This is a genomic window from Alloprevotella sp. Lung230 (assembly GCF_014385435.1).
Taxonomy (GTDB): domain Bacteria; phylum Bacteroidota; class Bacteroidia; order Bacteroidales; family Bacteroidaceae; genus Alloprevotella.
Genome location: NZ_JACSUD010000003.1, coordinates 13,153 through 25,540 on the forward strand (window position 1 = coordinate 13,153; position 12,388 = coordinate 25,540).

11 protein-coding genes are annotated in these 12,388 nt (G+C 56.8%); 1 reads left to right on the forward strand and 10 read right to left on the reverse strand.

The genetic code is table 11. From position 1 onward, the window contains the following. Window positions 1–85: 85 nt before the first annotated feature. The 3 genes from H8527_RS02970 to aroQ all read right to left on the reverse strand — a co-directional run bounded on the left by H8527_RS02970 (window position 86) and on the right by aroQ (window position 4,803). Window positions 86–2,716: an endonuclease MutS2 gene (locus tag H8527_RS02970; protein WP_187545666.1), complete on the reverse strand. Its 2,631-nt coding sequence runs from the start codon at window positions 2,714–2,716 to the stop codon at window positions 86–88. Window positions 2,717–2,851: 135 nt separating this feature from the next. After that, window positions 2,852–4,291 carry a MiaB/RimO family radical SAM methylthiotransferase gene (locus H8527_RS02975; protein WP_187545474.1) on the reverse strand — a complete coding sequence of 480 codons (1,440 nt, stop codon included), beginning with the start codon at window positions 4,289–4,291 and terminating at the stop codon, window positions 2,852–2,854. Window positions 4,292–4,368: 77 nt separating this feature from the next. Beyond that, on the reverse strand, window positions 4,369–4,803 hold the full coding sequence (gene aroQ / locus H8527_RS02980; protein WP_187545476.1) for a type II 3-dehydroquinate dehydratase: 435 nt from the start codon (window positions 4,801–4,803) through the stop codon (window positions 4,369–4,371). A gap of 101 nt (window positions 4,804–4,904) precedes the next feature. Here aroQ and xerA point away from each other — a divergent pair, with 101 nt between their 5' ends. Further along, window positions 4,905–5,834, forward strand: a complete 930-nt coding sequence (xerA, locus tag H8527_RS02985) for a site-specific tyrosine recombinase/integron integrase (protein WP_187545477.1) — start codon at window positions 4,905–4,907, stop codon at window positions 5,832–5,834. A 65-nt stretch (window positions 5,835–5,899) separates the two neighbouring features. Here the strand turns inward: xerA and H8527_RS02990 are convergent, their stop codons facing one another. The 7 genes from H8527_RS02990 to H8527_RS03020 form a co-directional block, all read right to left on the reverse strand. Beyond that, entirely contained in the window at window positions 5,900–6,451 is a 552-nt protein-coding gene (locus H8527_RS02990; RefSeq protein WP_187545479.1) for an RNA methyltransferase, read from the reverse strand. A gap of 88 nt (window positions 6,452–6,539) precedes the next feature. Beyond that, window positions 6,540–7,010 carry an FKBP-type peptidyl-prolyl cis-trans isomerase gene (locus H8527_RS02995; protein ID WP_187545480.1) on the reverse strand — a complete coding sequence of 157 codons (471 nt, stop codon included), beginning with the start codon at window positions 7,008–7,010 and terminating at the stop codon, window positions 6,540–6,542. Window positions 7,011–7,064: 54 nt separating this feature from the next. Then, complete coding sequence (locus tag H8527_RS03000) at window positions 7,065–8,279, reverse strand: sugar MFS transporter (RefSeq protein ID WP_187545482.1); 1,215 nt, start codon at window positions 8,277–8,279, stop codon at window positions 7,065–7,067. A 146-nt stretch (window positions 8,280–8,425) separates the two neighbouring features. Then, window positions 8,426–9,283, reverse strand: coding sequence for a rod shape-determining protein MreC (gene mreC / locus H8527_RS03005; RefSeq protein WP_187545484.1), 858 nt, complete (start codon window positions 9,281–9,283; stop codon window positions 8,426–8,428). A 73-nt stretch (window positions 9,284–9,356) separates the two neighbouring features. Beyond that, the gene (locus H8527_RS03010) at window positions 9,357–9,959 is read right to left on the reverse strand and encodes a hypothetical protein (protein ID WP_222935095.1); all 603 of its coding nucleotides are present in this window, start codon (window positions 9,957–9,959) and stop codon (window positions 9,357–9,359) included. Then, window positions 9,956–11,149 carry an AAA family ATPase gene (locus tag H8527_RS03015; RefSeq protein WP_187545487.1) on the reverse strand — a complete coding sequence of 398 codons (1,194 nt, stop codon included), beginning with the start codon at window positions 11,147–11,149 and terminating at the stop codon, window positions 9,956–9,958. The genes H8527_RS03010 and H8527_RS03015 overlap by 4 nt, the downstream gene beginning before the upstream one ends. 194 nt (window positions 11,150–11,343) lie before the next feature. Beyond that, window positions 11,344–12,381, reverse strand: a complete 1,038-nt coding sequence (locus tag H8527_RS03020; protein WP_187545489.1) for a rod shape-determining protein — start codon at window positions 12,379–12,381, stop codon at window positions 11,344–11,346. Window positions 12,382–12,388: the final 7 nt, after the last annotated feature.

A 12,388-nucleotide genomic window follows, 5' to 3' on the forward strand; every position in this document is an offset into this window, starting at 1 on the left:
CCAAAAAAGAAGCCATAGGTTGTATAGACTTTGCTATACCTCCTATGGCTTCTTTCGATGTGTAGGGAGAGGAAGGAAGAGGTGGCTACGCCAGTTCGACGATGGTGATACCCGCACCGCCGAGCTGCACATGCTCATCGCGATAACTTTTCACACCGCCCACGGTGCTGAGATACTGCCGAATCATCGTGCGCAGCGCACCGGTTCCCGTGCCGTGAAGGATGCGGACGGTGTGTTGTTCGAGGAGGATGGCGTCGTCGATGAAGTAGTGCACCGCGGTGAGCGCCTCATCGCCGTGCATACCGCGCAGGTCGATTTCGGGACGGAAGCGGAGTTTCTTTTCGTAGACGGCATCGCGCGTTTCCTTACTGATGAACGTAGACACCTTGGAAATAGAGGTTTTCTCCACGGGCTTGGTGGTCGTTTCGAGGCGCGAAAGCGGCACCGTAGTTACCATCACGCCGAAGAGGACGCGTGCCGTTTTGCCCTGCATACTCTGGATGCGTCCCACCGTGTTCTGCCCTTTGATGCGGACGTAGCTGCCCACTTGGGGCTTCTGTGGCGTGGCGGGAGCGGCAGGAGCCGTGTTGCCGGTCTTGCCGCCGGAGAGTGCCTGCACCAAGTTGCCGAGCGCAGCGGGCTGTTGCGGACGTTTCTCTTTCTTCCGCTCCTGACGCCGGCGGATTTGCTCCATCTTTCGGGCAATGGCATCGTCGGCCGCCTGTTGGTCGCGGGTTTTCATCTCCTCACGGAACGAATGGAGTTCGCGGCGTGCCTCGCGGGTGCGCTCCTTCTCCGCCTGACTCTCCTTGATGGTGCGGATGGTGCTTTCAATCATGGCGTTGGAGTCTTGAATGAGGCGTTCGGCCTCTTCGCGCGCCGTGCGGAGCACCTCCTTTTTCTCGGTAGAAAGGTGGCTGAGTTCGTTTTCGTAGCGGGCAATGGTCTGCTCGAGTTTCTTTTCGCGTTCGTGGATGTTGCGGCGCTTGTTTTCCCAATAGAGTTTGTCGCGCACAATGTCCTGCAGATATTTGTCGCTCATCACATAGTCCTTCCCCACGAGGTCGGAGGCATAGCGAATCACCTCTTCGGGAATACCGATGTTACGGGCGATTTCCACGGCAAAAGAACTACCGGGATTTCCGATTTGCAGCACGAAAAGCGGCTGCATCTTAGCGCGGTCGTAGAGCATCGCACCGTTGATGACGGTGGTGCAGGTTTCGGCAAAATGCTTGAGGTTTTGGTAGTGGGTGGTGATGATGCCGCAAGCCCCGCGCTCCACAAATTTTTGCAAGATGGCTTCGGCCATCGCCCCACCGATTTGCGGTTCGGTGCCGCTGCCGAATTCGTCGATGAGCAAAAGGCTGCGGGAAGAGCAGCGGCGCATCATCGTCTTCATGTTGAGGAGGTGGGAGGAGTAGGTGGAGAGGTCATTTTCCAAACTCTGTTCGTCGCCGATGTCGATAAAGATGTCGTCGAAAATACCCACGATGGAATTTTCGCGCGCCGGCACGGGCATACCGCATTGCAGCATGTACTGGAGCAAACCTACCGTTTTTAGACAGACGGACTTACCACCGGCATTCGGCCCCGAGATGAGGAGGATGCGGCCGCGCTCACGGAGGGTGATGTCGAGCGGAATCATTTGTTTGCCGTGGCGCTCCAGACTTTGTTGCAAGAGCGGATGGCGCGCCTGCACCCAGTCGATGCGGGGCCCGCGCTGGAGTTGGGGCACAACGGCTTGAAACTGCTCGGAGAAGATGGCCAGTGCGCGCAGATAGTCGATGTGGGCGAGAAACTGCATCGAACCCAAAATCGCGTTGATGTGCGGACGGATTTCGCCCGACAGGATTTGGAGGATGCGGATGATTTCGCGCCGTTCGGCCGCTTTGAGTTCGCGGATGCGGTTGTTGGCATCGACCACAGCCGCCGGTTCGATAAAGACGGTTTTGCCTGTCGCGCTCTCGTCGTGGATGATACCCTTGATTTTGCGCTTCAAGGCCGGTGCCACCGGAATGACCAAACGGCCGTCGCGGAGGGTGGGCGAGACGTCGCGGTCAATGTAGCCGTCGGCCTGTGCCTGGGTGATGATGGAGCGGAGCGAATGGCTGATGCTGCGCGTGGTCACCTCGATGTTGTGGCGGATACTGAGGAGTTCGGGCGTGGCCGTATCCTTCATTTTTCCGTACTTGTTGAGGACGGTGTCGATGCGGCGGATGATTTGCGGAAAGCAGCCCACCCCTTCCGTCATGCGGTAGAGGGCGGGATATTTGGCGTGGGCAGCCCGCTCGTCGAGGTTGTCGGCTGCGGTGTCGCCTTCGGTCGTTGCGGCCGAAGCCACGGTGTCGTCGGCAGCGTGCGCCTCTTCCTCCGCCGTTGTGGTGCGGAGAAACTGCACGATGCTCACCACCGTTTGCAACGAGCGTTTCAAATCGAACAAGTCGAGTTCTTCGAGGTAGGTGCGTTCGGGGCGGATGCGCATGAGCGACTGCCGCACGTCGTAGAAGTTCTCTTCGTAGACCTCCTCTTCGGCTTGCATGAAGTCGCCGAACTCTTTGGCTTGGCTGAGGGCTTCACTCACCTCGTCGAAGTTGGAGGAGAACTGCACGTGATTGTCTACCCACTCCGTGCCTAAGGTGGACATGCAGCGCCCTTTGAGGAGCGTGCGCACCTCGGCAAAACCGATTTTTCGTTCAAAGTGGTCGGGATATATCATTCCTGTTTTTGTTTGTTCTTGATGTTGCGTCCACCACATGGCGGAGCGGAGAGAGGGGGAGTGGGGCGGCGTAGGCCGCAAGGTGGCACCGACAGCGCTCATAGGCTGACCGACAAAGCCGATGCCATACCGCCTTTACGCGAGTTCGCCTTTGAGCGTGGCGCTGGAGGCTTCGAGAATACGCACCCGCACCGTCTGCCCCACGCGCAGACCTTCGCGCGGGATGATGACCACTTTGTTTTGCTCCGTACGGCCGAAAAGTTCTTCGCGGCTGCGTTTGCTCACGCCCTCGATGAGGATGTCGGCTTCGCGGCCAATCCAGGCGCGGTTGGCGGTGAGGGAAAGTTCGTTTTGCAGGGCGATGAGTTCGTTGAGACGGCGTATCTTCGTAGCCTCGTCGATGTCGTCGGGCAACCGCTTGGAAGCGTAGGTGCCGGGGCGTTCGGAGTATTTGAACATGAAGGCCGAATCGTAGCCCACGCGGCGCATCATGTCAAGGCTCTGCCGGTGGTCTTCTTCGGTCTCTCCACAGTAGCCTGCAAAGATGTCGGTCGAAATGGCGCAATCCTTCACGATGCGGCGAATGGCTTCGACACGTCCCAAATACCACTCACGATCGTACTTGCGGTTCATACGACGCAAAATGACGCTCGAACCGCTCTGCACCGGCAGGTGAATGTGGCGGCACACGTTGGGCTCTTCGGCGATGACGTGGAGCGTAGCGTCGCTCATGTCCTTGGGGTGCGGGGTGGAAAAACGGATGCGCATGTCGGGCACGGCGCGTGCCACGGTGCGGAGGAGTTCGGGGAAATACACGAATTCGGGATTGGCGTTGGCCTGCTCCTCGGTCGATTCGATTTTCGTTTGCTCTATCGCCGCCCGCTGTGCCGCCTCTTCGCTCAGGGTCGAAGGGTCGATTTCGGAAGGCGCATTCTCGGTTTCGGCTGCCGAATCGCGGCGGGCTTTGTAGGAATTGACGTTTTGCCCCAAGAGGGTGATTTCCTTAAAACCTCGCTTTTGGAGGTCAAGACATTCGTTGATGATGCTCTGCACAGCACGGCTGCGTTCGCGGCCACGGGTGTAAGGCACGATGCAGTAATGGCAGAAATTGTTGCACCCACGGGTGATGCTGACAAAACCGGAGATTTTCGAGCCGCAGAAGCGTTCGGGCATCACGTCGCCGTAGGTTTCGGTGAGCGAAAGGTCGATGTTGATGGCCTTCTGTCCGGTTTCGGCCTGCGCAATGAGGTCGGGCAGGGAAAGGTAGGCATCGGGGCCTGCCACGAGGTCGGCGTGGTGCTTGTTGAGAAGGTCTTCTTTCACGCGCTCGGCCATGCAGCCCAGCACCCCTAAGATGAGGGGACGACGGCGACGCACAGCGTTGAGTTGCTCCAAGCGGTGAATGATTTTCTGCTCGGCATTGTCGCGCACGGAGCAGGTATTGAGAAAGACGGCATCGGCCTCGTCGACGCTTTCGCAAGGTTCGTAGCCCGCCATCTTCATGACGCTCGCCACAACCTCGGAGTCGGCCACATTCATTTGGCAGCCGTAAGTTTCGATAAAAAGTTTTTTCATTTTTGAAGTTGAGTAGGAAAGAAGCACAGCCCTTTGCCGATGGGCGGAAAAGGCCGTGCGCACCGGCCGACGTGGGGTTAGTCGTGCGCGGCAAGGAGGGCTTCGATGGCCAAACGGTAACTGTCGGCACCGAAACCGCCAATCACGCCTCGGCAGGCAGCAGCAATCATCGAGGTGTGGCGGAAAGGTTCGCGGGCGTGGACATTGCTCAGGTGCACCTCCACCACCGGCATCGGCGCTACACTGCGGATGGCATCGTGCAGGGCGATGGAAGTATGGGTGTAGGCACCGGCGTTGAGCACTACGCCCTCCACGCCCTCGCGGTGGGCTTGCTGCAAGCGGTCGATGAGTGCCCCTTCGTGGTTGGACTGAAAGGTTTGCAACTCCAAACGATCGGCATAGCGGCGGCGCAGGGATTCCAAAATTTCTTCCAGACCTGTCCGCCCGTAAATGCCCGGTTCGCGCTGCCCCAAAAGGTTGAGGTTGGGGCCGTTGAGCACTAAAATCTTCATAGACGTGGTGGGTTTGCGAAAATTGTTGTATATTTGGCTGCAAATTTACGAAAAAAGGCGCGGAGCATCAAATGCCCGCGCTGAAATCTTAGTGTCATTTCATGCCAACGACCGACCTGTTAGAAAAATATAAGATTTATCTGCTCCTCGAACAAGGATTGTCCGAAAATTCCCGTTCGGCCTATGAGCGCGATGTGGTGCGCTTCTTGGAATATGTGGCCGAAGAAGGACTGGAAGTGCTGGCCATCACCCTCCCCGATTTGCACCGCTACACCTCGTGGCTGGCCGAAATCGGGGCAGCGCCGCGCTCGGTGGCGCGTATGTTGAGCGGGGTGCGCTCGTTCTACCGCTTTTTGCAACTCAACGGCCATGTGGCGCAGGACCCTACCGAACTGCTCGAAAGTCCACGTCTGCCGGCTCACCTGCCGCAGGTGCTCACGCTCGATGAGGTGGAGCGCATTTTGGCCGCCATCGACCTGTCGCTTCCCGAAGGACAGCGCGACCACTGCATGATAGAACTGCTTTACAGTTGCGGACTGCGGGTGAGCGAAATCTGCGATCTGCGCCTTTCCGACTTGTTCCTCAAGGACGAAGAGCGGTATATCCGCGTCACCGGCAAAGGCAACAAACAGCGGTTCGTTCCCATTTCCGACCGCGCCATACACGAACTGCACAACTGGTTTGACACCCGCCGCGACATCCGCATCAAGCCCGAAGAGGAGGACTATGTGTTTGTCTCCGCCCGCCGCGGACGCCACCTCTCGCGCATCACGGTGTTCCACAACATTAAGCAGTACGTCCAGACCGCAGGCATCGAAAAAGAGGTCTCTCCCCACACCTTCCGCCACACCTTCGCCACCCACCTCCTCGAAGGGGGGGCATCGCTGCGCGCCATTCAGAAAATGTTGGGGCATGAGAGCATCGGCACGACCGAAATCTACACGCATCTCGACAGCCGTTTTTTGCGCGAACAGGTGCTCACCTGTTTTCCCCGCAATCGTGCGGAACGCGCCGAGCAGGAGCAAGGATAATGCGCCACAAAAAGGACAAAAGCGGAAGACCGCTTTTGCCCTTTTTCAGCAGGTGGGAAATTCGACTATCTGCCGCCTTCCAACGCTCCCCATTGGCGGCGCAATTCCCACATCACGATACCGGCCGTTACACTCACATTCATCGAGTGCTTCGTGCCAAACTGGGGAATTTCAATCACGCGGTCGGCACGATCCACCACTGCCTGTGCCACGCCCTTCACTTCATTGCCCAAAATAAAGGCATAGCGGCGCGTGGGATCCACCCGAAAATCGGGCAGCAACTGAGCATCGCGGCATTGCTCGATGGCCACCACTTCGTAGCCCTCACGCCGGAGAGCATCGACGGCTTCGAGGGTATCGGCAAAGTGCCGCCACGTCACGGCATCTTCAGCCCCGAGGGCGGTTTTGTGAATTTCGGGATGCGGCGGCGTAGCGGTGATGCCGCAGAGCCAAACGGCTTCCAAACGGAAGGCATCGGCCGTGCGCAACACGCTCCCTACGTTGTAGAGGCTGCGCACGTTGTCGAGTACCACGATGAGCGGGAGTTTCGGGGCTTCTTGAAAGGCCGCCACATCGAGCCGCCCCATTTCTTCGACATTGAGTTTGAGATGGTTCATCGGGAGAGAAAATTTTTCAGAAAAGGCCGGAAGGCTTCGGAGGTTAGGGTAGATGCTGAAAACCATCGGTCGGTTTTCTGCATCTACCCTAAGCCATATCGAGCAGTTCGAGTTGAAAAATGAGGGTGCTGTGTCCGGGAATGTCGCGCCCTGCTCCGCGCTCGCCGTAGCCCGCTTCGGCAGGAACGTAGAGTTCCCATTGGTCGCCGATGCGCATATTGACCAGCGCCACCTGCCAACCGGTGATGAGTTCGTTGACGCGGAAGGCCACGGGGGTGCCGGCGCCGCGTCGGGAGGAGTCAAACTGCCGTCCGTCGATGAGGCGGCCGGTGTAGTGTACCGTCACCACGGTGCGCGGTGAGGGCTTCGCTTCGAGTTTGCGACGGCGGCGTTCGTCACTCTCTTGAGCCGGATCGGGCGCGGCCTTCAGTATGCGATAGAGCACCCCGCAGCGCAATTCGTGCACATCGGGCTGTCGGCGCAGGTTGTCCAAAAAGGCTTCGTTGTCGGCCTTATAAGCCGCACGCGATGCGGCATTTTCTTTTTTCTTGTGAGCCATGGAAGGATGGGGAAAGGAGGGATTTTGACAAAATCGGGAGGGAGGACGAAGGCACTATTTCCGGCCGACATACTGCCCGTAGACCGCGATGACCACGTAGCACACGAGGGGGACGATGAAGCCGAGCGACATACCGCTTCGGTCGGCTATCCAACCCATGAGCAGGGGCGCTACCGCACCGCCTACAATGCTCATAATCAGGAAAGAAGAGGCCAATTTTGTGTGGCGTCCCAGTCCGCGCAGCGACAAGGCAAAGATGGTGGGGAACATGATGCTTTCGCAGAGATAGACGACAAACAGTGCTCCGAAGCCCAACTGTCCCGGCACAAACACCACCAGTGCCGTGCTCAACGTGGCACCCACACCGCAGAGGGCAAGCAGGCGTTCGGCGCGGATGTAGCCCATCAGCCAACTGCCGCCCATGCGGCCGAGCATAAACAAGCCCATACAGCCGATACCCAACAGCGTGGCGGCGGCACCACGGGGTACGGTGGCTTCTTCGACGGCGTAGTTGATGAAGAAACTATTGACGCCCGTTTGTGCGGCCACATAGAGAAAGAGGGACACCAGTCCGAACACAAACTTCTTGTGGCGGAACAAGGGAATGTAACCTCCAGCCTGCACCCCGCCTTCCATCACGTCGTCCGTCTGTTCGGGAGCCGCCGCCACTTCCGGCAGTCGCACGCGGGCAAAGACGAGGGCGATGGCCAGTACCACGATGCCGATCAGGGCATAAGGCAGGGTGATGTTGGGCTGTTCGCCGGGTTGGGTGAACAGGAACATACCGCCTACCAACGGCCCGAGAATCCACCCCAGTCCGTTGAACGATTGCGAGAAATTGATGCGCTGTTCCGCCCCTTGGCTCGGCCCCAACACGGTGACATAGGGGTTGGCCGACGTTTCGAGGAAGGTCAATCCGCAACCGATGATGAAGAGCGAAAAGAGGAAGAAACCGAAATTCATCAGTTGTCCGCCGGGGATAAAGAGGAGGGCGCCGATGCCGTAGAGGAGCAATCCCGTGAGCACTCCTGCCCGATAGCCCCACCGCTTGATGAGCGCACCGGCGGGAAGTGCCATCAGGAAGTAGCCGCCGTAGACCACGGCCTGAACCAGTGCCGACTGCGTTTTGGTGAGTCCCATCGTGTCTTGGAAATACTTGTTGAGTACGTCCAAAATACTGTGGGCAAATCCCCATAGGAAAAAGAGGGAGGTGATGAGCGCAAAGGGCACAAGATAGTTGTGGCCGTCGCGTGTTTTGACTAAATTCATAGGAATAAGTAAGTGTGCAAAAATTAAGTAGGTGCTCGAAATTAATTGACACAAAAGATGGTGTCAAAGTAGAGAACATCCTACGCAGAAGATAGTTACGATTAATTTTGAGAACCAACTTAAGCGTAACACTTAAACTGAATGACTTATTGTCGCATCAGGCTGTCGGCACGGAGCGTAAGAGAGTCGATTTCGGCTTTGTAGGGTGTGGCTACAACGCTCACATCGCGGAGGTTGCCAAGGTCGTTGCCCAGCACCACGTCAAGGCGGTAGCTCTGTCCGTCGCTGCTGTTGGACACGTGGTGCACACGTCCCACGAAGATGCCCGGCGGGAAGACGGAACTGTAGCCCGAGGTTTCGACAACGCTGCCTTTGCGGGCTTTGGCATAGCGGGGGATGTCGTCGACGTAGGCCATTCGCGTCGAAGCACCGTCCCACTGCAAATAGCCGAAATAGTTCTGCCCTCGCACGCGGCAAGAGATGCTTGACTTGCTGTTGGTCACGGGGATGACGAGGGAGTGGTGAGCATTGACAAGATAGACGATGCCGACCACGCCGCCACCACTCACCACGCCCATCTCCGAGCGCACACCGTCTTGCTCGCCGCGGTCGATGACGAGATAGCCCTCGCTGGAGTGCGCCACCTTGTTGCTCACCACGTGGGCCGGGATGAGACGATAGCCCGCGAGCTGTTGGCGCACACGTTGTGCGGTGAAACTGCTGTCGGGCTGCAGGTCTTTGAGGGTGCTGTAGAGGGCTTCCACCTCTTGCTGGAGGCGGATGTTTTCGTCCGAAAGTTGGGTGTTGAGGGTACGCAGTCGGAAGTAGGAGTCGGCATCGGCATAGAGGCGATTGACGCGTGCCGCCACATCGTTGGCCCCTGTGAGCCACACGCTCCCCTGATAGCGATTGAATTGCACGAGGAGAGTGATGCTGATGATTTCGAGCGCCACAAAAAGAAAGAGGTAGTTGTAGCGACGCAGAAAGTCGAGGAGGATTTGCATATTAAAGATGAGAACGTAAGTGGGTTGGCAGAATGGCTCAACTTCAAAGTTTATGGGGTCAGGTCTCCTCTTTTTATAGAACAATCGGGGCAGGATAGCGCACCATCTTAAACTGAAATCCATATCCGAAGTCGGCCTGCGAGGTGATGCTGTTGGGACGCGTTGCTCTGCCCCATAATTGTGCATTTTTTTGCATCGGATGTGAATCGTCATCTGTGATGCGGTAGGCATAAACAGCCAGCCGCTGTCCATATTGTGGCAAGAGTTGCCTATCTCGCTCTGCTACGAGTTCTATGGCGGCTCGCAACTGATGTTGCGCTGTAGAGTATTTACTTTCGAGGGCATACTGCGTTGCACTTTCCGAAAGTTCGAGAAAAGCGATAGTACTGTTGCTGTTGGTCTTCGAGAGGAGAAAGTCGCACTTTGTGGGCTTCCGGCTGAGATTCGACAAGCTGTCGATAAAGTTTTCGAAATGGACGATTTGCGTTTGTGTGAAGGCGGAATCGTGATTTTCGACATGAGCCGTATTGTCCGTTGTGTTGTAGGGGCGCAGGCAGGGAGTGCAGTCTTTCAGCTCGAACCGGCTCTTCACCGTAGTTTCGACAAAGGGCAAAACCTCTTCGATGGGAATGCCAAAGGCGGTTGCCATCCCATTGAGGAGCAAGTCGCCGGTCATCGTCCGCCTCCTCTCAGTGCAAAATAGTCGTTGCTGATGGCTTCCATCGTCTCGCTCAAATGGTAAGTATCCACAAGCGTGTGCCCGGTTTCGTCGTCGGTTGCCAACAGTGTCGTCAATCGCCCATTGTCTAAGAAGTAAGCGGCTACATCTCGCTCGGATAGGGCGGGGTTTGGTGTGTTGTCGGGGTGAGCATAGCCCGTTTCGAGCAGCACGTTGAGCTGATTGAGGATGTAGGGGCTGTGGGTGGCAATCATCACGCTGAGCTTTCGGCCGTCGCCGGCCCGAGGCTCAATGACTTCCTGCACCACCTCATTGAGCAGCCGGCGTTGTGCTTCGGGATACAAGCTGAGTTCGGGTTCTTCGATGTGGATGTGCACGTACTTTCGCATGTCTCCAAACTCAATGGTAGGGAGAAACTTCATGAGCAGTTCGCTATTGTCGAAAATGTAGCTGAGCACCGAGCGTCGGAAAGCTTCGGAGAAAGAAAACTCTCGTGCGAAATAGCGCACAATGGTCATCAACGAGGCCGAAGTCTGAAGTCCCGAGGAGGCGTGTTTGAGATTGATCGGACGATGACTGTCGTCGACGGGGGTGATGGTGAGTTGCTTCACCTTTCCGACTCGCTGCACGTTGAGCGTGTAGCCGATGTAGCGGAGGGGCTGCTCTTTGATGAGGTCCGTGGCAGCAGCAAAATCGTCATACGTTTCTTGAAAATAGAAATCAAGGGCTTTGCCGCGAATGAGGCTGCCCTTGTCTTGCCATTGTGGAATAAGATTGCGCGTTTCGGCAATGAAAGACTCTTTGAAAAAGCAAAGGTCGGTCGAATCAAAATCTTTGCTAAAGCTCAACTTCTGTTTCTTGACACTCCCGTCATAACGAATACTGTACACCCGTTCGCCGATGGTAACACGATATTCTATGAAAGACTGAGAAGAGAGGGCCGTTTTGAGATCTTCTGAAAACAGCCCCTCAGTACGGATGCGGAAAGGCGACTTGCTGATATCAGCATACCGCAAATAGGCGCGGATATTCAGCATCTTATAGACATAGCGCATACACACCAACACCTTCAGTAAGGTGCTTTTACCACTGGCAGAAGCTCCGATAAGTAAGGTGATGGGCTTTATCTCGTCGATATGCACCTCGTGCAATGGACCGACATGACGAATGAGAATACTTTCACGCATAAGTTTTAGAAAAGGAAAAAGAGGCAGTCTTAGGAGAGGCTGTCTTCCTAAAACTCCCTCTATGGTCTATCTTGATGGAGTATCATCGCTGAGTGTTCAAAACAAACCTGCCCTACTTTTTTAGAGGATGAAACCTCTTGCTTAGATAGTCTTGTATCTGTGGAGTGTGGCGGTATTAATGCCGTTTGCCGGGCCTATCGCATCAAGCAGGGATAGGCATCGATGTTGGAGAGCGCAATGCCCGTGCCCTTGGCCACGCAGAGGAGGGGATCTTCGGCCACGTGGAAAGGGATGTTGATTTTAGCCGTGAGGCGCTTGTCGAGACCACGGAGCAAGGCACCGCCACCGGTGAGGTAGATGCCGTTCTTGACGATGTCGGCATAAAGTTCGGGAGGCGTGTTGCTCAGAGCGTTGAGGACCGCCGTTTCGATGCGGGCGATGGAGCGCTCCAGGCAGTGGGCAATCTCCTGATAGCACACAGGCACTGCCATGGGGAGGGCCGTGATGCGGTTGGGACCGTGCACCATATAGTCCTCGGGCGCGAGTTCGGCAGGAAGTTCGCTCAGGGCGCTGCCCACAGCGATTTTGATGCGCTCGGCCATACGCTCCGACACAGAGACGTTGTGCTGACGGCTCATGTAGTCTTGGATGTCGGCCGTGAAATCGTCGCCGGCCATTTTGATGGAGTTGTTCGACACGATGCCGCCCATGGAAATGACGGCAATCTCCGTGGTGCCGCCGCCGATGTCGACCACCATGTTGCCTTCGGGCGCATTGACATCGAGACCGATGCCGATGGCCGCGGCCATGGGTTCGAAGATGAGGTAGACGTCACGTCCGCCGGCATGCTCGGCAGAGTCGCGCACGGCACGGAGTTCCACTTCGGTCGATCCGGAAGGCACACCGATGACCATGCGGATGGAGGGGGTGAAGAGGCGTCGGCCGGTGTGGACCATGCCGATGAGTCCGCGCATCATTTGTTCGCAAGCGTTGAAGTCGGCAATGACGCCATCGTGGAGCGGACGAACCACGCGAATCTTTTCGCTCGTCTTTTCGTACATCAGTTTGGCGCGCTCGCCCACAGCAATGGTCTTTTCGGTGTTGGGGTCGAGGGCAACGACGGAGGGCTCGTTGACCACAATCTCGCCATCGCTGATGATGATGGTGTTGGCTGTGCCCAAGTCCATGGCAAGCTCGCGCTTCATGGAGAAGAAGGAAGAGAAAATACCCATTTAGAAG

Bases quoted from the DNA above. Each gene is read 5' to 3' on its own strand.
- H8527_RS02970 (WP_187545666.1), bottom strand. From the start codon at position 2,716: ATGATATATCCCGACCACTTTGAACGAAAAATCGGTTTTGCCGAGGTG.
- H8527_RS02975 (WP_187545474.1), bottom strand. From the start codon at position 4,291: ATGAAAAAACTTTTTATCGAAACTTACGGCTGCCAAATGAATGTGGCC.
- aroQ (WP_187545476.1), bottom strand. From the start codon at position 4,803: ATGAAGATTTTAGTGCTCAACGGCCCCAACCTCAACCTTTTGGGGCAG.
- xerA (WP_187545477.1), top strand. From the start codon at position 4,905: ATGCCAACGACCGACCTGTTAGAAAAATATAAGATTTATCTGCTCCTC.
- H8527_RS02990 (WP_187545479.1), bottom strand. From the start codon at position 6,451: ATGAACCATCTCAAACTCAATGTCGAAGAAATGGGGCGGCTCGATGTG.
- H8527_RS02995 (WP_187545480.1), bottom strand. From the start codon at position 7,010: ATGGCTCACAAGAAAAAAGAAAATGCCGCATCGCGTGCGGCTTATAAG.
- H8527_RS03000 (WP_187545482.1), bottom strand. From the start codon at position 8,279: ATGAATTTAGTCAAAACACGCGACGGCCACAACTATCTTGTGCCCTTT.
- mreC (WP_187545484.1), bottom strand. From the start codon at position 9,283: ATGCAAATCCTCCTCGACTTTCTGCGTCGCTACAACTACCTCTTTCTT.
- H8527_RS03010 (WP_222935095.1), bottom strand. From the start codon at position 9,959: ATGACCGGCGACTTGCTCCTCAATGGGATGGCAACCGCCTTTGGCATT.
- H8527_RS03015 (WP_187545487.1), bottom strand. From the start codon at position 11,149: ATGCGTGAAAGTATTCTCATTCGTCATGTCGGTCCATTGCACGAGGTG.
- H8527_RS03020 (WP_187545489.1), bottom strand. From the start codon at position 12,381: ATGGGTATTTTCTCTTCCTTCTTCTCCATGAAGCGCGAGCTTGCCATG.